This window comes from Phaeobacter sp. PT47_59 (assembly GCF_028890025.1).
Taxonomy (GTDB): Bacteria; Pseudomonadota; Alphaproteobacteria; order Rhodobacterales; family Rhodobacteraceae; genus Phycobacter.
On the sequence record NZ_JARCJL010000012.1, the window covers coordinates 75,355 to 95,587 of the forward strand.

Sequence of the window (20,233 nt, forward strand, 5' to 3'; positions counted from 1 at the left end):
GGTATATGCAGCCAATAGAAACAGACAGAGGGAGAGCAGCAGATGGCGGATCGCCGTGGCCTCTTGATCATCCTGTCGTCGCCTTCGGGCGCCGGCAAATCCACCCTGGCCAAGCGCCTGCGCGCCTGGGACGACAGCATCCGCTTTTCCGTCTCGGCGACCACGCGCGCCCCGCGCCCCGGCGAGGTGGACGGGCAGGACTACCATTTCAGCAGTGTCGAGGATTTCAAGACCGCCGTTGCCGAAGGCGAGATGCTGGAACATGCCCATGTGTTCGGCAATTTCTACGGCTCGCCCAAGGGGCCGGTGCGTGATGCCATCCACGCCGGTCAGGATGTGCTGTTCGACATCGACTGGCAGGGCGCGCAGCAGATCCGCAATTCGGATCTGGGCCAGCACACCCTGTCGATCTTCCTGCTGCCGCCCTCGATCCACGAGCTGCGCCGCCGCCTGGAAAGCCGCGCCCAGGACGATGAAGCCACCATCAAGCGCCGGATGGAGAAAAGCTGGGACGAGATCAGCCACTGGGGCAGCTATGATCACGTGTTGATCAACGATGATCTGGATGCCACCGAACAGGCGCTGCGCACCATCATTACCGCAACCCGCCTGCGCCGCATTCAGCAGCCCCATCTGATGGAGCACGTGCGCGGCCTGCAGGCCGAATTCGAGGATATGCAATGACCCTTTACGCTCTGGGCGCCGACGCCCCCCAAATCCACACCGACACCTGGGTCGCCCCCGATGCCAATCTGGTCGGCAAGGTGGTGATGGAGGCGGGCTCCTCGGTCTGGTTTGGCTGCACGATCCGCGCCGATCACGAGGAAATCCGCATCGGTGAGGGATCCAACGTGCAGGAGAACGTCGTCATGCATATTGACGCCGGATACCCATTGCACATCGGCAAGAATTGCACCATCGGTCACAAGGTGATGCTGCATGGCTGCACGATTGGCGAAAACTCCCTGATCGGGATGGGGGCGACCGTGTTGAACGGGGCAAAGATCGGCAAGAACTGCCTGATCGGCGCCGGCGCTCTGATCACCGAAAACAAGGAGATCCCGGATAATTCGCTCGTGATGGGGGCGCCGGGCAAGGTCGTTCGTGAGGTGGATGCCGCCACGATCGAAAAGCTGAAGTGGAGCGCCCTGCATTACCAGGAGAACATGCGCCGCTTTCGCGAAGAAATGAAGAAGGTTGACTGAATGAGAAATTCCAAAGGCTCGCTGATGCGGCCCGATCCGCTCCCCTCGAGTGCCAGCCGCCCGGTGGTGACCCCGCTCAGCCCCTCGGTGGTCTATGCCAGCGAAACCCCTGATGCGCTGGACGACCAGTACGAAGGCCGTGTGCACGGCTATACCTATTCCCGCGAGGGACACCCGAACGCGGATGTGGTCGCCAAGCGGCTGGATGCTATGGAAGGCATGGCCGGCGGCGTGGTCACCGGCTCCGGCATGGCGGCGGTTTCGGCCGTTTTGCTGGGTCTCACCAAGGCGGGCGACCATGTGATCGGCGGCAACCAGCTTTATGGCCGCTCGCTGCGGCTGATGAAGGAAGACCTGCCGCGCCTTGGCATTGCAACCTCGTTGGCCGACCCGGCCGATGTGGAGGCCGTGCGCGCCGCAATCCGCCCGGAAACCAAGATGATCCTGGTCGAGGCCGTGTCGAACCCGACGCTGGCCGTCGCCGATATCGACGGCCTGGCGGCCCTGTGCAAGGAAAAGGGTATCCTCTTGGTGGTGGACAATACTTTCACCACGCCACGCGGGTTCAAGCCCTTCGACCATGGTGCGGATATCGTCATCCACTCGATCACCAAGCTTCTGGCCGGCCATTCCGATGTGATGCTGGGCTATGTGGTGGCGCGGGACCCCGCGCTCAATGACCGGATGCGGATCTTCTCGGTGACGACCGGCATGACGCCCAGCCCGTTTGATTGCTGGCTGGCCGAACGCGGCATGCTGTCGTTCGAACTGCGGTTCGAGCGCAGCCAGGCCACGGCGGTGGCACTGGCCGATCACCTGGCGGGGCTGCCGGGGGTCAAACGGGTGATCTACCCGACCCGCAAGGATCATCCCGACCACGCGCGCGCCATGGAGCTGCTGCAGGGTCAGGGGTGCAACATGGTCTCCTTCGAACTGGAGGGCGGACGCGCGGCGGCCAATGCCTTTACCCGCGCGGCAGACGGTCTCAGCTTTGCGCCGACCCTGGGCGATGTGGGCACCACGCTGTCGCATCCGGCGTCCTCCTCGCACCGCGCACTGACGGCAGAGGAACGCGCCGCGCTTGGCCTGAGCGAAGGGTTCTTCCGGATCTCGGTCGGCCTTGAGGATCCCACCGCATTGCTCGCAGTCTTCACCGAAGCGGTGGCGGCGGCGCGCGACGCGTAACAAAACGGTTACATTGGGCGGGTAGAGGGGCTGAACCGCAATCGGAGAGGGCCATGACGCAAGAGCTGATCGAAGGGTTTCTGGAAGCCATCCCGCTGCCTGCGGTGCTGGTGGATCAGACCGAACGCTTCATCGGCGCCAATGCGGCTGGCACCACCCTTTTGGGGCAGCAGCTGAAGGGACGGCATTTCGCCACCATCCTGCGCCAGCCCAATGTGACCACCGCCATCGAGGCGTCTTTACGCGACAAGGCCGCCCGCAGTGCGCGGCATCTGTCGAATGACGGTGCGCAGGACACCACCTTCGAGGTGAGCCTGCGCTACGTCCCGGGCATCGGCGCCGTCAGTGGCGGTGCCGTGCTCCTGTGCTTTACCGATGTGACCGAGCGCGAACAGGCCAGCCAGATGCGCCGCGATTTCGTGGCCAATGTCAGCCACGAGCTGCGCACGCCGCTGACCGCGCTGATGGGCTTCATCGAAACCCTGCGCGGGGCGGCGCGCGACGACGCCGCCGCGCGGGACCGGTTCCTCTCTATCATGGAGGGGGAGGCCAGCCGCATGAATCGCTTGGTCGGGGATCTCCTGTCGCTGAACCGGGTGGAAAGCGAAGAGCGCATGCGCCCCAAGGAACAGATGGACCTGACCGCCCATCTGCGCTCGACGTTGAAGACCATGCAGCCCCTGGCCGACTCCGGCAAGGTCACCCTGACACTGCGCGCACCCGAAGAGCCCGTGCAGGTCACCGGCGACGCCGATCAGCTGCAGCAGGTCTTCACCAACCTGATCGAGAACGCCATCAAATACGGCGGCGACAAGGTCGATGTGGTTGTCACCCCGATGGAGCGCGACCCGGCGCTGCGGGCACCGGCCGTGCGTATCCAGGTGATCGACAATGGCCCCGGCATAGATCCCGTGCATCTGCCGCGGCTGACCGAGCGTTTCTACCGTGCCGACAGCCACCGATCCCGAGAACTGGGCGGCACCGGCCTGGGGCTAGCCATCGTCAAACACATCATCAACCGCCATCGCGGGCGGCTGCGGGTGGAAAGCGATCTGGGGGCAGGGGCCAGCTTTACCGTGATCCTACCGCAATAATCCGCAGCCACCGGCCCGGATTTATCTTCCGAAACCGTGTCCTGCCCCTCGGCCAGGGGTGTAGTAGTAGTTTTTTGTCATAAAACCGCCCGGAAATCGGGCTTTGTCATACAGCTGTTACATAGCTGTCACAAAAGCCTCATCAGCTGTCTGTAGCAGGAGGCCAAGATCATCGTGGGGGTGATCGAAACCTTCTAACACCTCATGGAGACCTAGATGTCCTTTGTGAAACTTTCCGCTTCCGCCCTGGCAATCGCTGCCGTTTCGGCCACCGCTGCCGCTGCTCGTGATCAGGTGCAGGTTGCCGGCTCCTCGACCGTTCTGCCCTATGCCTCGATCGTTGCCGAAGCCTTTGGCGAAAACTTCGACTTCCCGACACCGGTTGTCGAATCCGGTGGCTCCTCGGCCGGCCTCAAGCGTTTCTGCGAAGGCGTAGGTGAGAACACCATCGACGTTGCCAACGCATCGCGCAAAATCAAAGACAAAGAGATCAAGGCCTGCGCCGATAACGGTGTGACCGACATCATCGAAGTCCGCATCGGTTATGATGGCATCGTCTTTGCTTCCGACATCAACGGCAACGGTTTTGAGTTCACCCCGACCGACTGGTTCCTGGCCCTGTCCGACCAGATCATGGTCGACGGCCAGATGGTCGCCAACCCGAACAAGACCTGGGCCGACGTGAACCCGGCTTTCCCGGCACAGGCGCTGCAGGCCTTCATCCCCGGCACCAAGCACGGCACCCGCGAAGTCTTTGAAGACAAGGTGATCCTGGCGGGCTGTGAAGCCACCGGTGCCTTCGAGCACCTGCTGGCCCACGCCGAAGGTGACAGCGACAAGGCCAAGAAGAAAGCGGCCGAGAAAGCCTGTATCTCGCTGCGCACCGATGGCGTCTCCGTCGATATCGATGGCGACTACACCGAGACCCTGGCCCGCATCGAGAGCAACAAGGACGGTATCGGCGTCTTTGGCCTGGCCTTCTACGAGAACAACACCGACAAGCTGCAGGTCGCAACCATGTCCGGTATTGTTCCCTCCACCGAAAGCATTGCAACCGGCGAATACCCGGTGTCGCGCCCGCTGTTCTTCTACGTGAAGAAGGCCCACATCGGCGTGATCCCTGGCCTGAAGGAATACGCTGAGTTCTTCATCGCCGACGAAGTTGCAGGCCCCGACGGCCCGCTGGCCGAATACGGCCTGGTGTCCGACCCTGAACTGGCGAAAACCCAGGAAGCGGTTGCAAACGAAGACGTAATGGGCGGCAACTCCTAAGTTCCCCCCTTGCCGAATGTGATTTGGCCGGGGGATTGCTCCCCCGGCCATTTCCGTCCAAACGACCTGTGTTAACCTAGATCCGCCATCAAACGGAGTTGTCGATGCCGACATTCTCGCTTGTCCTGATTGTATGTGCCATTGCGGCCGCCGGTTTCCTTCTGGGCCGCCACCGCGCGCTGGCTTCGGCTGGCGGAGACGCAAGGACCCTGCATTCGCTGCCGTCCTACTACGGCTATCATGTGGGGCTCAGCGCCCTTATCCCTGCGCTGGGCGTGCTGATCATCTGGCTGTTGGCACAGCCTGCGCTGATCGAAAGCCGGGTTTCCTCGATGATCCCCGCCGAAGCGGTGCCGGAAAACGCATCGCTCAGTCTGGTGATGAGCGACGTGCGCCGCGTCGCCGAAGGGTTGGAGCTTGCCGTCGCCGAAGGCGCGCTGAGCAATCGCGACATCCGCGCCTTTGACAGCCAGACCACCGACCTGCGCGCCATCCTGGGTGATCTGGGCGTTGCCCTGGGGGCCGATGTGCGCCCCGAGGTGCTGGAGGCCGCCCGCAGCTATCGCGGATCCTCGAAAACCGGGCGCCTGGCGATGACCGTGGTGGTGATTGGTCTGGCGCTTGCCGGTCTCGGCCTTGCCTATCGCGCCACGCACAAGGATTTTCGCGCCCGCAATGTGGTAGAGCGGGTGATCATGGCACTGTTGATCCTCGCGGCCTCGCTTGCGATCCTGACAACCGTGGGCATCGTTCTGTCGATGCTGTTCGAGACGCGCAACTTCTTTGCCCTGCATTCCTGGACCGATTTCTTCTTCGGCTCCACCTGGGCGCCCAACTTCCGCGGCGACAGTGAGCTGTCGATCCTGCCGCTGCTGTGGGGCACGCTTTACATCTCCTTCATCGCGCTGTTGGTGGCGGTGCCGGTCGGGCTCTTTGCCGCGATCTACCTGTCGGAATACGCGGGCCCCGCCGTGCGCGCCTTTGCCAAGCCGCTGCTCGAAATTCTCGCGGGCATTCCCACAATCGTTTACGGCCTTTTCGCCCTCTTGACCGTCGGCCCGCTGCTGGTGCGCTTCTTCGGGCAGGGAGAGAACGGCATTCTGGGTGTCGAATGGATGAGCGGCGCCACATCGGTGCTGACCGCCGGCGTGGTGATGGGCATCATGCTGATCCCCTTTGTCTCCTCGCTGTCGGATGACATCATCAACGCGGTGCCGCAGGCGATGCGCGATGGCTCGCTTGGCCTTGGCGCCACGCAATCGGAAACCGTGCGCCAGGTGGTGCTGCCGGCCGCGCTGCCGGGCATTGTCGGCGCCATTCTGCTGGCAGCCTCGCGCGCCATCGGGGAAACCATGATCGTGGTGATGGGGGCGGGGGCGATTGCCAAGTTCTCTGCCAACCCGCTGGAAAGCATGACCACGATCACCACCCGTATCGTCAGCCAGCTGACCGGCGATACCGATTTTGCCAGCCCTGAAACCCTTGTGGCCTTCGCGCTTGGCCTGACCCTTTTCGTTCTCACGCTGGGGCTCAATGTTCTGGCGCTTTATATCGTGCGCAAATACCGGGAGCAGTACGACTAATGACCGATATCAGCCAATCCCCGACCCCCATGGGCGGCGCTGCAGGGCAGACCAAAGGCGGCTCCCTTCTGACGCAGAATGCCCGCACCCGCAAACGCAACGCCGCCGAAATGCGCTTTCGCGGCTATGGCATCGCGGCCATCGTGGTGGGCCTGATCATGCTCCTGGTGCTGGTGACCACCATCGTCAGCCGCGGCACCGGCGCCTTTCAGCAGACCTTCATCACCCTTGATGTGGAACTGTTGGAGAGCAAGCTCGACAAGAAGGGCAATCGCGATCTTGACGATATCAAGAAGGTCACCACCTTCGGCTACGCACCGCTGATCAAGGGCGCAATGGAAAGCACGGTCGATGCTCTTGGCATTGAAACCGGCCTCAAGTCCAAGGAGTTGGCCGGCCTGCTGTCCAAGGACGCTGCCGCGCAGCTGCGCGCCTATGTGATCGAGAACCCCGATCAGATCGGCCAGACCGTCGAGTTCCGCTTCCTGGCGCAAAGCCGCGTCGATGGCTACCTGAAGGGCCGCGTCAGCCGCGACAGCATCGAGAACGACAAGAATGTCTCGGCAGGACAGCTGGATCTGGTGGATGCGCTGGTCGCCGCCGGTGTGATCGAGAAGACCTTCAACCTTGATTTCATCATCGGCGCGGATGCCTCCGACCAACGGCCCGAAGCGGCAGGCATCGGGGTTTCCATGATGGGTTCCCTGTTCATGATGCTGGTGGTTCTGGCCCTGGCACTGCCCATCGGCGTGGCCGCCTCGATCTATCTTGAGGAATTCGCGCCCAAGAACTGGCTGACGGACATCATCGAGGTGAATATCTCGAACCTCGCCGCGGTGCCCTCGATCGTCTTTGGTATCCTCGGCCTGGCCGTCTTCATCAACTACATGCACCTGCCGATGTCGGCGCCGCTGGTGGGCGGTCTGGTGCTGACGCTGATGACCCTGCCGACGATCATCATCTCCACCCGCGCCGCGCTGAAGGCGGTGCCGCCCTCGATCCGGGATGCGGCACTTGGGGTCGGGGCCTCGAAGATGCAGGCGGTGTTCCACCACGTGCTGCCGCTGGCCGCCCCCGGCATCCTGACCGGCACCATCATCGGCCTGGCTCAGGCGCTGGGAGAAACCGCGCCGCTCTTGCTGATCGGTATGGTGGGTTTCATCGCCTCCAATGCGCCGGAAACCATCGCGGACGGGTTGCTGGCGCCCAACTCGGCCATGCCCGCGCAGATCTACGAATGGGCCAAACGCGCCGACCCCGCGTTCTACGAACGGGCCTGGGGCGGCATCATTATCCTTTTGGTTTTCCTTGTAACCATGAATACGGTGGCTGTGATCCTGCGCCGCCGGTTTGAACGCCGCTGGTAAGGGGCATCGACATGAACGACATGAGCAGACTGGACAAGACTGTGACCAATACGACCAAAATCTCGGCGAAGAACGTCAACGTCTATTATGGCGACACCCATGCGATCAAGGACGTGAACGTCGAGATCGAGGACAACACTGTCACCGCATTCATCGGCCCCTCGGGCTGCGGCAAGTCGACCTTCCTGCGGTGCCTGAACCGCATGAATGACACCATCGATATCTGCCGCGTCACCGGCGAGATCCTGCTGGATGGCGAAGACATCTATGACAAGCGCGTCGACCCGGTACAGCTGCGTGCCAAGGTCGGCATGGTGTTCCAGAAACCCAACCCGTTCCCGAAGTCGATCTATGACAACGTGGCCTATGGCCCGCGCATTCACGGCCTCGCGCGCAACAAGGCCGACCTGGATGAGATCGTCGAGAAGAGCCTGCGCCGTGGCGCCATCTGGGACGAGGTCAAGGACCGCCTGCACGCCCCCGGCACCGGGCTTTCGGGTGGTCAGCAACAACGCCTGTGCATCGCCCGCGCCGTGGCCACCGAGCCCGAGGTTCTGTTGATGGATGAACCCTGTTCGGCGCTGGACCCGATCGCGACCGCCCAGGTCGAAGAGCTGATCGACGAGCTGCGTGCCAGCTATTCGGTGGTGATCGTCACCCACTCGATGCAGCAGGCCGCCCGCGTCAGCCAGAAAACCGCCTTCTTCCACCTCGGCAACCTGGTGGAATTCGGAAACACCGGTCAGATCTTCACCAACCCCGAAGATCCGCGCACCGAAAGCTATATCACCGGCCGGATCGGCTGATCCCCTCGCAAGGACTGAGACATGGAAGAACAACATATCGCATCCGCATTCGACCGGGATCTTGAAGCCATTCAGGCCCGGATCATGAAGATGGGCGGCCTGGTCGAGGCGGCCATCATGGAATCCGCCCGCGCCCTGGAAACCCGCGACGAAGAGCTGGCCCAGAAGGTACGCGCTGACGACAAGGCGATCGACGGTCTGGAAGAGCTGATCAACGAGGACGCCGCGCGCGTTATCGCAATCCGCTCGCCTGCCGCCGTGGATCTGCGCGTGGTGCTGTCGGTGATGAAGATCGCCGGAAACCTGGAACGCATCGGTGATTATGCCAAGAACATCGCCAAACGCACCGGTGTGCTGATCCAGGGCAATGACAACCCCGAAAGCGCCGCCGCCCTGCGCCGGATGGCGCGCGAGGTGGAGCTGATGCTCAAGGATGCGCTGGATGCCTATATTCAGCGCGATACCGAACTGGCCCGAGACGTGATCAGCCGCGACCGCGACGTGGATCAGATGTATAACGCCATGTTCCGCGAATTCCTGACCCACATGATGGAAGATCCGCGCAATATCACCCCCTGCATGCACCTGCATTTCATTGCCAAGAACATCGAGCGTATGGGCGACCACGTCACCTCGATCTGCGAGGAGCTGATCTATCTGGTCACCGGCAGCCGCCCCGAGGATGACCGGCCCAAGGCCGACATGACCTCGACCACGCCGCAGGAGGTCTGACCATGGCAGCCGATCAGCCCACTGTTCTGGTCGTCGAAGACGAACTCGCCCAGCGTGAAGTGCTCGCCTATAATCTGGAGGCCGACGGGTTTCGCGTGATCCGCGCGGAAAACGGCGAAGAGGCGCTGCTTCTGGTCGAGGAAGACACGCCCGATATCATCGTGCTGGACTGGATGATGCCCAATCTGAGCGGGATCGAGGTCTGCCGCCGCCTGAAGTCGCGCCCCGAGACCCGCGCCATTCCGATCATCATGCTCTCGGCGCGCTCCGAAGAGGTGGACAAGGTACGCGGCCTTGAAACCGGCGCCGATGATTATGTGGTGAAACCCTATTCGGTGATCGAACTGATGGCCCGGGTGCGTACCCAGCTGCGCCGCGTGCGCCCCTCCACCGTGGGCATGCGCCTGGAGTTCGACGATATCATTCTGGATGCGGAAACCCATAAGGTGAGCCGTTCGGATCAGCCGCTGAAACTGGGGCCGACCGAATTTCGCCTGCTTTCCACCTTCATGGAAAAACCGGGACGGGTCTGGAGCCGCGAACAGCTGCTGGACCGGGTCTGGGGCCGCGACATCTATGTGGATACGCGTACCGTCGATGTTCACATCGGTCGATTGCGCAAGGCGCTGACCCAACACGGCGGTGACGATCCCGTGCGCACCGTGCGTGGCGCCGGCTACGCGCTCGGCTAAGGGAGTACCCGACTATCGCACCGCGGCATGGGCGGTGCGCGGATGATGTACAGGGGGTGCACAGGTTGCACCCCCTTTTTTTCAGCGCGGCAGCGGGTCTTCGGGCTGCGCCTTTGTGGCCAGCCAATCGCGGAATTTGGCCAGTTCCGGCATGCGCGATTTGCTGCTGGGCCAGACCAGATAATAGGCACCGCGCGTCTCGCTCGGGGCAGGGTGCAGGGCCACCAACCGCCCCGTCGCCAGATCCTGCTCCACCAGGTAATCCGGCATCAAGGCGACCCCCAGCCCGTGCAGGGCCGCCTGGGTGATGGTTGCAAATTGATCATACATGCTGCCGCTGCCGGTCTTTGGCGGCATGACGCCCTTATCGGTGAACCAATCCGACCAGGCATCGGGGCGGGTCTGGATATGCAAGAGCGGCAGGGACCGGATCTGTTCCGGGGTCTTGATCTCCTGCCCGCGCAGCAAATCCGGCGCGCATACCGGGATCAATTGCTCGCTCTTTAGCAACAGAGAATCCGTGCCCGGCCATTCTGCCTCGCCAAAATGGATCGCTGCATCAAAGACTTCCGCCGCAAAATTGAATGGCTGCAACCTGGTGGTCATATTGATGGTGACATCCGGGTGCAGCCGGGCAAACTCCGGCAGCCGCGGCATCAGCCAGCGCATGCCAAAGGCCGGCAGGATCGCCAGGTTCAGTGTCCCCGCCAAAGGTGCGGTTTGCAGGCGCAGCGTCGCCTGCGCGATCTGGTTCAGGGCCATCCTGACTTCTGACGCATATTCAACCGCTTGCGGAGACAGAGACAGCGTCTTGCCGTCTCTCTGCACCAGGTCCAGCCCCAATTGCCGCTCCAGTGTTTGCAGCTGGCGGCTGACAGCGCCCTGTGTCAGCGACAATTCCGCTGCCGCGGCTGAGGCGCTGCCCAAGCGCTCAAGCGCCTCCAGCGCACGCAGGGAAGAGATCGAGGGGAGAAAACGACGGGGTGCGGGCATGTATTACATTTACTCATATGTTATTGCCAAAGTCTCGCTGTTTTTTTTCTTAACCCGGGATTAGGATGTGCGACAGTTTGACCATTCCTAAACCACGGAACACGACAATGACCGATGCACCTAAACTGCGGGCCAAGGATGCCCCCGATCTTGGCAGCTTCAACTGGGAAGATCCGCTGCGGCTGGAAGATCAGCTGACCGAGGACGAGCGAATGATCTCCGCCTCGGCCCGCGCCTATGCCCAGGAAAAACTGCAGCCCCGCGTCACCGAAGCCTATGAGAACGAACAGACCGATCCCGCGATCTTCCGCGAGATGGGCGAGATGGGCCTCTTGGGCACCACCATTCCCGAGGAATACGGCGGGCTGGGCGCGGGCTATGTGTCCTACGGCCTGGTTGCCCGCGAGGTTGAGCGCGTCGACAGCGGCTATCGCTCGATGATGTCGGTGCAAAGCTCGCTGGTGATGTACCCGATCTATGCCTATGGCAGCGAGGAACAGCGTAAGAAATACCTGCCGAAACTGGCCTCTGGCGAATGGATCGGCTGCTTTGGCCTGACAGAACCCGATGCGGGCTCGGACCCTGCCGGCATGAAGACCCGCGCCGAGAAAACCGCGACCGGCTACAAGCTGACCGGATCCAAGATGTGGATTTCCAACGCGCCGATCGCGGATGTCTTCGTGGTCTGGGCCAAGTCCGAAGAGCATGGTGGCAAGATCCGCGGCTTCGTGCTGGAAAAAGGCATGAAGGGTCTCTCTGCTCCGAAGATCCAGAACAAGGCCTCGCTGCGCGCCTCGATCACCGGTGAGATCGTCATGGATGGTGTTGAAGTGGGCGAAGATGCGCTGCTGCCCCATGTGCAGGGGTTGAAAGGCCCGTTTGGCTGTCTGAACCGCGCGCGTTACGGCATCAGCTGGGGCGCCATGGGCGCGGCCGAGGCCTGCTGGCATGCGGCCCGTCAATACGGTCTGGACCGCACCCAATTTGGCCGTCCGCTGGCCAACACCCAGCTGTTCCAGCTGAAGTTGGCAAACATGCAGACCGAGATCGCGCTTGGCCTGCAATCGTCCTTGCGGGTGGGGCGCCTGATGGATGCTGCCAACGCAGCTCCCGAGATGATTTCCATCGTCAAGCGTAACAACTGCGGCAAGGCTCTGGATATCGCGCGCATGGCGCGGGACATGCACGGTGGCAACGGCATCAGCCTGGAATTCCAGGTCATTCGCCACATGGTGAACCTGGAAACCGTTAACACCTACGAGGGCACCCATGACGTTCACGCGCTGATTCTGGGTCGCGCCCAGACGGGTTTGCAGGCGTTCTTTTAACCTTTGAACCTCCCACGCCCTGTGTCCAGCGCGGGGCGTGCGGCATCAGCCACTGAGTTTCACAAGACCGCAAGGCCTGTCGGCTTTGCGGTCTTGCTTTTTGGATTTGCATTTTTCCAAAACCCATTCATCTCCACAGTTTTGCAATGTCAAAACGGTTGTTAGATCCAGGTCTTCTTGGCGCATCGTATCCAAAATCATGAAGAGAGATCTTAACAGGCGCGATCATGACTGGCCGACTGCACCTTGTCCTCTTGATCGCACAGATTGATCTTCGGTAAGGAAGGTTAAGGTGGGAAGGACGCCTTCATCGTTTCCGCGGCAGTCAATCAAGGATCGCCGTTCCAAAGACCACAAAAGCGCAAATGCCGATTTCAGGCTGGGAAAGCGCAGGCAAACCGCTATTTCTGCAAATGGGCGCAAGAGCGTTTCGGAGAGTTCATCGGCAAGACCAGCAGAATTTTCGGCGCTCTGCAAAAATGCAAATCAAGCCCTGCCGGAATACGGGTGCGAAATTGCAATGCAAAACACCCAATGAACGCCAATCCTTTGCGTAAGCACCTGAGTATTCACTTATTTTTAACATCTCACAGGCTGTCGGTCGATCCTCAAACGCAGATAAATTTAACAAAAGGGGTTTTCTCCAGCCTCAAGCAGTTATATGTGGTTTTTGGAATATGTTAAGCCGATCTGCGCGCCCGACCAGGCCCTGCGGCGCTTGTTGAGGATCGTCACCCAAATGCCATCGCCCTTGTCACGCCTCGATCTGAAATCCCTTTTTCCCGTGCTCGACTGGGGGCGGCGCTATGATCGGCCGGACTTTGCCGGGGATATGACGGCGGCGGTGATCGTCACCATCATGCTGATCCCGCAGTCGCTGGCCTACGCGCTGCTGGCGGGCCTTCCGGCCGAGGTCGGGCTTTACGCATCGATCCTGCCCCTGGTGGCCTATGCGATTTTCGGCACCTCGCGCGCTCTGGCGGTAGGGCCCGTGGCGGTTGTATCGCTGATGAGCGCCTCAGCTCTGGCGCCCTTGGGGCTGGAGACGGTGGCTGAATTCACCGCGGCGGCCGGGGTTCTGGCGCTGCTGTCGGGCCTGATGTTGGTGACCATGGGTGTGTTGCGACTGGGCGTTGTCGCCAATCTGCTGTCCCATCCGGTGATCGCAGGGTTTATCACCGCCTCGGGCCTGCTGATTGCGGTCGGCCAGTTGAAACACCTGCTGGGCATTCCAGCCCATGGGCACAATTTGCCCGAGATCCTGTATTCGCTGGGGCAGGGGGCGGATGCAACCAACCTTTGGACCCTGGCAGTTGGCGCTGCCGCCCTTGGGTTTCTGTTCTGGGTCCGCCGCTCCATGGCGGGCATCCTCCATACGCGGCTTGGTCTTTCGAAAGAGGCAGCCGGAACCGCAGCCCGGGTCGGTCCGGTATTCGCGGTGATCGGCACCATCCTGCTGTCCTGGGCGCTGAATCTGCCGGAACGGGGCGTTGCCGTGGTTGGCGCGGTTCCGACCGGCCTGCCGCCTCTTGGTCTGCCCGACATCGATTGGGCGCTTATCCCGGCGCTGATCGGACCTGCGGCCTTGATCACCATCATCGGCTATGTCGAAAGCGTCTCGGTCGCCCAAACCCTTGCCGCCAAGCGGCGTCAGAAAATCGATCCGAACCAGGAACTTAAGGCACTGGGTGCAGCCAACCTCGCCTCAGCTCTGTCCGGAGGCTATTCGGTCACGGGCGGCTTTGCCCGTTCGGTGGTGAACTTCGATGCTGGTGCCCGAACCCCCGCAGCCGGGGCCTTTACCGCCGTGGGCCTGACATTCGCGGCGCTGTTCCTGACACCGCTGTTGTACTTCCTGCCCAAGGCGACCCTGGCGGCGACGATCATCATCGCGGTGCTGTCGCTGGTGGATCTGAAGATCCTGAAAACAGCCTGGACCTATTCCAAGGCCGATTTTGCCGCGGTCCTGACAACCATTCTTTTGACGCTGATCGTCGGGGTTGAAATGGGCGTGGCCGCGGGCGTCCTGGTGTCTTTGCTTCTGTTCGTCTGGAAAACCTCGCGTCCGCATGTCGCCGAAGTGGGGCAGGTGCCCGGGACCGAACATTTCCGCAATATCCACCGCCACGAGGTTGTGACCGATCCGTCCCTGGTGACGCTACGCATAGACGAAAGCCTGTATTTCGCCAATGCCCGGCGGATGGAGGACATGATCCTGGCGCGCGTTCATGCCGGGCGCGACCAGATCAAACATGTAGTGCTCATGTGTTCGGCAGTGAATGAAATCGACCTCAGCGCCTTGGAATCGCTGGAGGAAATCAACCAGCGCCTGTCTGACATGGGGGTGACTCTGCATTTGTCCGAGGTCAAGGGGCCTGTGATGGATCGCCTGAAGCGCAGCCATTTCCTTGATGCATTGACCGGAGAGATCTTCCTGTCCCAGAATGAGGCCTTCGAAAGCCTGAAATCGGTGGAGAAACTGCCAGGCTAAACCATCGGAAGCCTGGCCCGAGATCTTCGCCGTGGGGCATTCACGTCCCGGGAGGGTCTCACGTGAGAGCAACATCCGATGATGCGCCAGGTCGTGTTTTGTTGGCGCTCAGACGTTATGGACTGTCAAAGTCTGCGTTGGCATCTGTCACGTCTCAAACCCAGATCGTTACAGATCTGGGGATCTGGGGTGATGATTGGGATGACTTCTACCCACTTCTCAGGCATGTTTACGGAACAGATTTTTTGGTTCCGCAGGAGTGTGTTCCAGGTGAATTTGATTGGCAAAGAACATTGATAGGATGGCTTCTTTGGACGTCCTTGAAAAGGGCAGTTCCCACCAGATCGCTTACGACCCGTGAATTGGACTGCGTGATGCGAGGGGAGACGGATCCCTGGAAGGGCAGCCATAGATGACCCGACGCAGTAGCGTCAGTTATTCGCATAATCAGTATTATGTTAATATAGAGCAATGATCTCACGTGAGAGCAGAAACCGATAGAAACGCTGTCCTATCTCTCATCTGGCGTTTTGATCGGCCGCATCAGGCCTTCCTGGGCGACGCTGGCGACCAGTTGGCCATCCCGGGTATAGATTGAACCGCGATTGAAACCGCGTCCTTTGCCGGCAAAGGGAGAATCCATCGTGTAGAGGTGCCATTCCTCGAACTGCACCGGGGCATGAAACCACATGGCGTGATCCAGGCTCGCCGTCATCGCTTCGGGTTTGTACCAGGTCAGCCCATGGGGCCGCAGCGCCGAGCCGAGAAGACCGAAGTCAGAGGCATAGGCCATCAGCACATGCTGCAATTGCGGCCCTGCCCCTTTGGCGGCTTCCATTCTGATCCACATATGGTTGATATCGTTGGCAATACCCGGGTTCAAAGGGTCCAGCGGTTCGATATCGCGAATTTCAAACGGCCGCGGGCGGACAAAGTCATCCTGCATGTCTTCCGCGATGCGATGCACGTGGATGTGGTTCAGCTCATCGCGGTTTTTCAGGCCCTCCGGCGCTGGCACATCCGGCATCTGGTGTTGATGGCCCCAACCGGGTTCGTCCTTGTGGAAGGAAGCCGCCAGGTTCAGGATCTGCTTGCCGTGCTGGATGGCCGTAACCCGACGGGTGGTAAAGCTGCCGCCGTCACGGGCCGGATCGACCTGGTAGATCACCGGGCGTGCCGGGTCACCCGGACGGATGAAATAGGCATGCAGCGAATGGCACAAACGATCCGGCACCGTCGCATAGGCCGCTGTCAGCGCCTGGGCGATGACCTGGCCGCCATAGATGCGCATCGGGGTTTCACCGCCCGATCCGATGCCGCGATAAAGATTGCGATCAAGCTGTTCAAGATCCAAGAGATTGAGCAAAATCTTCCCAACATCAGACATTTATGCGCCTTCCTTAGTCAGACTCCCGCGTTTTGGCATAGCCGATGAAGACATCGAAACTGTCCGGATTGGCCATCGAGTCCCGGTTCACCACCTTGGCAGGATCGCCTCCCAGTAACAGCTTTTTCACCGGAACTTCCAGCTTCTTTCCAGAAAGCGTGCGCGGGATCTCGGGAACCACGTTGATTTCATCGGGCACAAAACGGGCCGACACCGCGCTGCGAATGGCATTCTTGATCTTGTCACGCAGCGCGTCATCCAGGACTTGCCCTTCGGCCAGCACCACAAACAGCGGCATGAAACTGTCGCGGCCCAGGAATTCCAGATCCACGACCAGGCTGTCTAGCACCTCTGCCAGCCCTTCAACCGCCTGGTAGATCTCCGAGGAACCAAGGCGCAGGCCGCGCCGGTTGATCGTCGCGTCGGATCGCCCGTAGATCACCGATCCGCCCTCAGGGGTGATTTCAATCCAATCCCCATGGCGCCAGATGCCCGGATAGGTATCGAAATAGCTGGAGTGCAGCCGCGATCCGTCTTCATCTCCCCAGAAAAACAATGGCATAGAGGGCAAAGGTTCAGTACAGACCAGCTCACCCACTATGCCGGTGACCTCTTGTCCGGCTTCATCAAAGGCCCGCACCGCATTGCCCAGGGCGCGGCATTGCATTTCTCCGGCGCGCACCGGCAGCATGACATTGCCACAGACAAAGGCTCCGCAAAGATCGGTGCCACCCGAAATCGGTGCCAGCCAGATATCCTCTTTGATCTCCGAGTAGATCCAATCGTATCCATCAGAGGTCAGCGGCGAACCGGTGGTGCCGAGCGAAATCAGCGCCGAAAGATCAAGCTCCTTACCCGGCTTGATACCGGATTTGACGCAAGCCGTGATATAGGCGGCGCCGACCCCCAGATAGGTGAGCCGCTCGTCTGCGGCGCGGCGCCACAGATCCAGCATGTCAGGGTGATTGGGGGCACGGTCGTAGAGCATGGTGGTGGCACCCTGCCCCAAGGCCACGAATTGTGCGTTCCACATCACCCAGCCGGACGAGGTCATCCAGCAGAACCGGCTTTCATCGCTCAGATCCTGATGCAGGGATTGCTTCGCGCCCTCCAGAAGAATACCCCCGTGCCCGTGCACGATGGGTTTGGGATTGCCGGTGGTGCCAGAGGAATAGACCACCCAGAGCGGATGATCGAAGGAGACCGCGGTGAATTCCAGCGGCGCCTCGTCACCAATCAGGTCGCGCCAATGGGTGGCGTCCTCGGGCAGATCGCCAACAACCGGGAGAACGATCCGCTGCTCGACGCTGGGCAGGCCCTCTGCGATGACCGACAGCACCTCGCGGCGGTCGATGGTCTTGCCCGCATGAACGTAGCCGTCCTGATAGATCAGCACCTTGGGTTCGATCTGCCGGAATCGGTCAAGGATCGCCACATGCCCCATATCGGGCGCGCACAGAGACCAGATCGCCCCGAGGCTGGTGGCGGCGAGACAGGCGATCACCGCAGTTTCCGTATTGGGCAGAACCGCCGTGACGCGATCCCCCTGCCCGACCCCCATGGCGCGCAGGTGTTTGGCAACACTGGCCACCTGGGCCGCAAGTTCACCCCAGCTGAGCTCTGTTCGCCCAAAGGTTTCAGAATGCACCACAAGTGCCTGCGCATCAGGGGTTTTCTCGACCTGGCGCAGCATATGCCGGGCCCAGTTCAGCTGGGCGCCGGGGAACCACTCTGCATCCTCGACGCCGCGCTTTCCAAGAACGCGCGTCCCCGGGGTGGTGAACTCTAGGTCAAAGAACGTGACCAGCGCGCTCCAGAAGGCGTCCAGATCCGTAACGCTCCACTCCCAAAGCGCGTTGTAATCGGAAAAGGACAGGGATTTATCCTCTTCCAGCCAGGTCTGGAACTGCGCCATGCGGCTTGCAGCGGCACGTTCAGCACTGGGCTGCCACAGGATTTCGCGTTCGATCGTTTCGGTCATCGGCAGACGGCTCCATGAACAAGGGCTTTCAGCTCGGCGCGCGACGGGTAAGAGCTGGAGGGGGACAGTTGCGTGAAGAAGACGACCGAGAGATCCAGCACCGGATCCACCCAGAAAAAGGTGGAGGCCATGCCGCCCCAGCTGAAATCCCCCACCGATCCCGGACAGCGCGCGCGGCCCGGATCCAGAACCACGGCACCGCCAAGACCAAATCCCATGCCCTCCATCGGCTGCTCGGCAAAGCTTTGCGGTCCCATCGAGGCGATATCGCCCGGCAGGTGGTTTCGCATCATGAAATCAGCCACTTGCGGACTGATGATAAAGCCGCCCTCGCAGGCGCCACGCTGGCGCAGCATTTCTGCGAACTTCATGTAGTCATCAATCGTGCCCACCAGACCGCCGCCGCCGGACATCATGTCGGCCGTCTCGAACGGGGATCCGCCATGAAGGTCGGTCAGCCGCAGGCTATCCCCGCCGGTCTTGGCGGAATTCAGCGCCATCGCATCGCCTGCAAGCGGTGTGTAGAGCGAGGCAAAGCGATCCCCGGTGCCGCGCGGCACCCGGAAAGCGGTTTCACTCATGCCGAGCGGCGTAAAGATCTCGCTTTGAAAGAAATCACCAAGGCTTTGACCGGACACCACTTCGACAACGCGCCCCAGCACATCGATGCTGACGGAATACTCCCAGCGTGTACCGGGCTGGAACGCCAGCGGATAGGCGGCCAGCTCCGCAGCCATCTTGGCCAGAGATCCCTGGTTCGGCTTGAACATCAGCTGACGCTCTTCCATCGCGGCGGGAAGAACACCGGGATTGAACGGGTAGCTCAATCCGCTGGTATGGGTCAGCAGCTCGTGCAGGGTCGGCGCGCGGCTTGGTTCGGTCTGATCGATGGAGGTCGCCCCCGGCACCAGCGCCCGCATATCGGCAAATTCGGGAATGAAGTCAGAGACCGGCGCATCAAGGTGAAACAGCCCCCGTTCCAGCAGCATCATCACGGCGAGCGAGGTCACCGGCTTGGTCATGGAATAGATCCGAGCCACCGTATCGCGGGTGAAGGGAAGAGACTCCTCGACATTGCGCAGGCCCGCCGCATTGAAGAACACCTCTTCGCCGCGCTCTTTTATCAGAACCGCGCTACCGGCATATTTTCGTTGATCGACATAGCGTTGCTGCCAAGCCTTCAGGCGCTCCAGCCGGTTGCGGTCCATCGATTTCTCCCTGTTTTCCACGTGTTTCGTCACGCGGGTCTTGGCTTAGCGATCTGCGCCGCTCAGCATTCTTTCCATGGCGGGTTTGGTTTCGTCATTGAACCATCCCCCCGCAGGCTCATTGGCCCCTGCGGCAATGGCCGCCTTGATCCGGTCAATGGTCTCACCACGCAATTGCATCTTGATCGCGGCATAGGCCTGCCCTGGCAGATCCGCCAGTTTGCGCGCCTCGCGCAGGCTGTAGATCTCAAGGTCTTCCATATCCTCAGCGATGATATCGACGATCCCATAGTTCCGCGCCGCGATAGGGCCGATCGGTTGCCCCGTCAGCATCAGCCGCCGCTGGGTGTTGGTATCCAGGGTTGCCTTGGCCACCTCCAGCGGTGCTACCGGGAAATCAACCCCGACGCGGATCTCGGCCAGACCGTAGGCCGATTTCGAATAGCCGATCCGAACATCGCTGCCGAGCACGAAGAACAAGCCGCCAGCAATCGCGGCGCCGCCAACGGCAGCCACAACCGGCTTGGGACAGGCATAGAGTGCCAGCACAGATTCATTCAGACCCCGAACCATTGCCTGCTGCTGGGCAAGGGTGAATTCCTTCGCCTCCTTCAGGTCAACCCCGGCAGAGAACACCTTGAACGGGCTCTTTAAAATGATCGCGCGCACCTCTGGGTCGCGGCCCAGACCGGCGATCATCTCGGCAAAATCCATCAGGAATTCTGCGCTCAGCGCGTTGACCGGCCCGCGCCCCAATTGCAATTCAACGATGCCATCCCCCAGGTCACTGGCGTTCAACCAAGTGTCCTGTCCGTCCGCGACCTGCCCCTCCGGCTGTGTCATGGGTACAATCCTCCCGATTGGCCGCAGAAGATCACGGCCAGCTTTCCGTTCCATAATGCTTGGCCT

Annotated in this window: 18 protein-coding genes; 12 read left to right on the plus strand and 6 right to left on the minus strand. The window is 61.1% G+C overall.

Going from position 1 to position 20,233, the window contains the following annotated elements; all coding sequences use genetic code 11:
* Positions 1-42 precede the first annotated feature (42 nt).
* From gmk to phoB, 10 genes are all read left to right on the plus strand, one after another.
* Positions 43-684 (plus strand): guanylate kinase, encoded by a 642-nt coding sequence (gene gmk / locus PXK01_RS12795; RefSeq protein WP_274860354.1) that lies wholly within the window; start codon positions 43-45, stop codon positions 682-684.
* Positions 681-1,205 carry a gamma carbonic anhydrase family protein gene (locus tag PXK01_RS12800; RefSeq protein ID WP_274860356.1) on the plus strand — a complete coding sequence of 175 codons (525 nt, stop codon included), beginning with the start codon at positions 681-683 and terminating at the stop codon, positions 1,203-1,205. Before gmk ends, PXK01_RS12800 begins: the two co-directional genes overlap by 4 nt.
* Entirely contained in the window at positions 1,206-2,390 is a 1,185-nt protein-coding gene (locus PXK01_RS12805; RefSeq protein ID WP_274860357.1) for a trans-sulfuration enzyme family protein, read from the plus strand.
* Between the two features lie 53 nt (positions 2,391-2,443).
* Entirely contained in the window at positions 2,444-3,484 is a 1,041-nt protein-coding gene (locus PXK01_RS12810; protein WP_274860358.1) for an ATP-binding protein, read from the plus strand.
* A 216-nt stretch (positions 3,485-3,700) separates the two neighbouring features.
* Positions 3,701-4,756, plus strand: a complete 1,056-nt coding sequence (locus PXK01_RS12815) for a substrate-binding domain-containing protein (protein WP_274860359.1) — start codon at positions 3,701-3,703, stop codon at positions 4,754-4,756.
* A gap of 104 nt (positions 4,757-4,860) precedes the next feature.
* Positions 4,861-6,339: a phosphate ABC transporter permease subunit PstC gene (gene pstC, locus PXK01_RS12820; protein ID WP_274860360.1), complete on the plus strand. Its 1,479-nt coding sequence runs from the start codon at positions 4,861-4,863 to the stop codon at positions 6,337-6,339.
* The gene (pstA, locus tag PXK01_RS12825) at positions 6,339-7,706 is read left to right on the plus strand and encodes a phosphate ABC transporter permease PstA (protein ID WP_274860361.1); all 1,368 of its coding nucleotides are present in this window, start codon (positions 6,339-6,341) and stop codon (positions 7,704-7,706) included. Before pstC ends, pstA begins: the two co-directional genes overlap by 1 nt.
* Positions 7,707-7,717: 11 nt before the next feature.
* Positions 7,718-8,512 carry a phosphate ABC transporter ATP-binding protein PstB gene (gene pstB, locus PXK01_RS12830; protein WP_274846137.1) on the plus strand — a complete coding sequence of 265 codons (795 nt, stop codon included), beginning with the start codon at positions 7,718-7,720 and terminating at the stop codon, positions 8,510-8,512.
* Positions 8,513-8,533: 21 nt separating this feature from the next.
* Positions 8,534-9,244 carry a phosphate signaling complex protein PhoU gene (gene phoU, locus PXK01_RS12835; RefSeq protein ID WP_274846136.1) on the plus strand — a complete coding sequence of 237 codons (711 nt, stop codon included), beginning with the start codon at positions 8,534-8,536 and terminating at the stop codon, positions 9,242-9,244.
* A 2-nt stretch (positions 9,245-9,246) separates the two neighbouring features.
* Positions 9,247-9,936 (plus strand): phosphate regulon transcriptional regulator PhoB, encoded by a 690-nt coding sequence (phoB, locus tag PXK01_RS12840; protein ID WP_274846135.1) that lies wholly within the window; start codon positions 9,247-9,249, stop codon positions 9,934-9,936.
* 81 nt (positions 9,937-10,017) lie between these two features.
* Here phoB and PXK01_RS12845 read toward each other — a convergent pair whose 3' ends face one another.
* Positions 10,018-10,929: a LysR substrate-binding domain-containing protein gene (locus PXK01_RS12845; RefSeq protein WP_274846134.1), complete on the minus strand. Its 912-nt coding sequence runs from the start codon at positions 10,927-10,929 to the stop codon at positions 10,018-10,020.
* Positions 10,930-11,036: 107 nt separating this feature from the next.
* Between PXK01_RS12845 and PXK01_RS12850 the strand changes: the two genes are divergently transcribed.
* Positions 11,037-12,257, plus strand: coding sequence for an acyl-CoA dehydrogenase (locus PXK01_RS12850; protein WP_274846133.1), 1,221 nt, complete (start codon positions 11,037-11,039; stop codon positions 12,255-12,257).
* A 45-nt stretch (positions 12,258-12,302) separates the two neighbouring features.
* Here PXK01_RS12850 and PXK01_RS12855 read toward each other — a convergent pair whose 3' ends face one another.
* Entirely contained in the window at positions 12,303-12,458 is a 156-nt protein-coding gene (locus PXK01_RS12855) for a hypothetical protein (protein WP_274846132.1), read from the minus strand.
* Between the two features lie 538 nt (positions 12,459-12,996).
* Between PXK01_RS12855 and PXK01_RS12860 the strand changes: the two genes are divergently transcribed.
* Positions 12,997-14,748, plus strand: a complete 1,752-nt coding sequence (locus PXK01_RS12860; RefSeq protein WP_274860362.1) for a SulP family inorganic anion transporter — start codon at positions 12,997-12,999, stop codon at positions 14,746-14,748.
* Positions 14,749-15,259: 511 nt separating this feature from the next.
* Here the strand turns inward: PXK01_RS12860 and PXK01_RS12865 are convergent.
* Genes PXK01_RS12865 through PXK01_RS12880 form a run of 4 tightly spaced genes read right to left on the minus strand, consistent with a single transcriptional unit; the run spans position 15,260 to position 20,167 of the window.
* Positions 15,260-16,135 carry an acyl-CoA thioesterase gene (locus PXK01_RS12865; protein WP_274860364.1) on the minus strand — a complete coding sequence of 292 codons (876 nt, stop codon included), beginning with the start codon at positions 16,133-16,135 and terminating at the stop codon, positions 15,260-15,262.
* 13 nt (positions 16,136-16,148) lie between these two features.
* A complete protein-coding gene (locus PXK01_RS12870; RefSeq protein WP_274860366.1) occupies positions 16,149-18,116 on the minus strand; it encodes an acetoacetate--CoA ligase in 1,968 nt (655 codons plus the stop codon).
* Positions 18,113-19,324, minus strand: a complete 1,212-nt coding sequence (locus PXK01_RS12875) for a serine hydrolase domain-containing protein (protein ID WP_274846882.1) — start codon at positions 19,322-19,324, stop codon at positions 18,113-18,115. Before PXK01_RS12875 ends, PXK01_RS12870 begins: the two co-directional genes overlap by 4 nt.
* A gap of 45 nt (positions 19,325-19,369) precedes the next feature.
* Positions 19,370-20,167: an enoyl-CoA hydratase/isomerase family protein gene (locus PXK01_RS12880; RefSeq protein ID WP_274846881.1), complete on the minus strand. Its 798-nt coding sequence runs from the start codon at positions 20,165-20,167 to the stop codon at positions 19,370-19,372.
* Between the last annotated feature and the right edge of the window lie 66 nt (positions 20,168-20,233).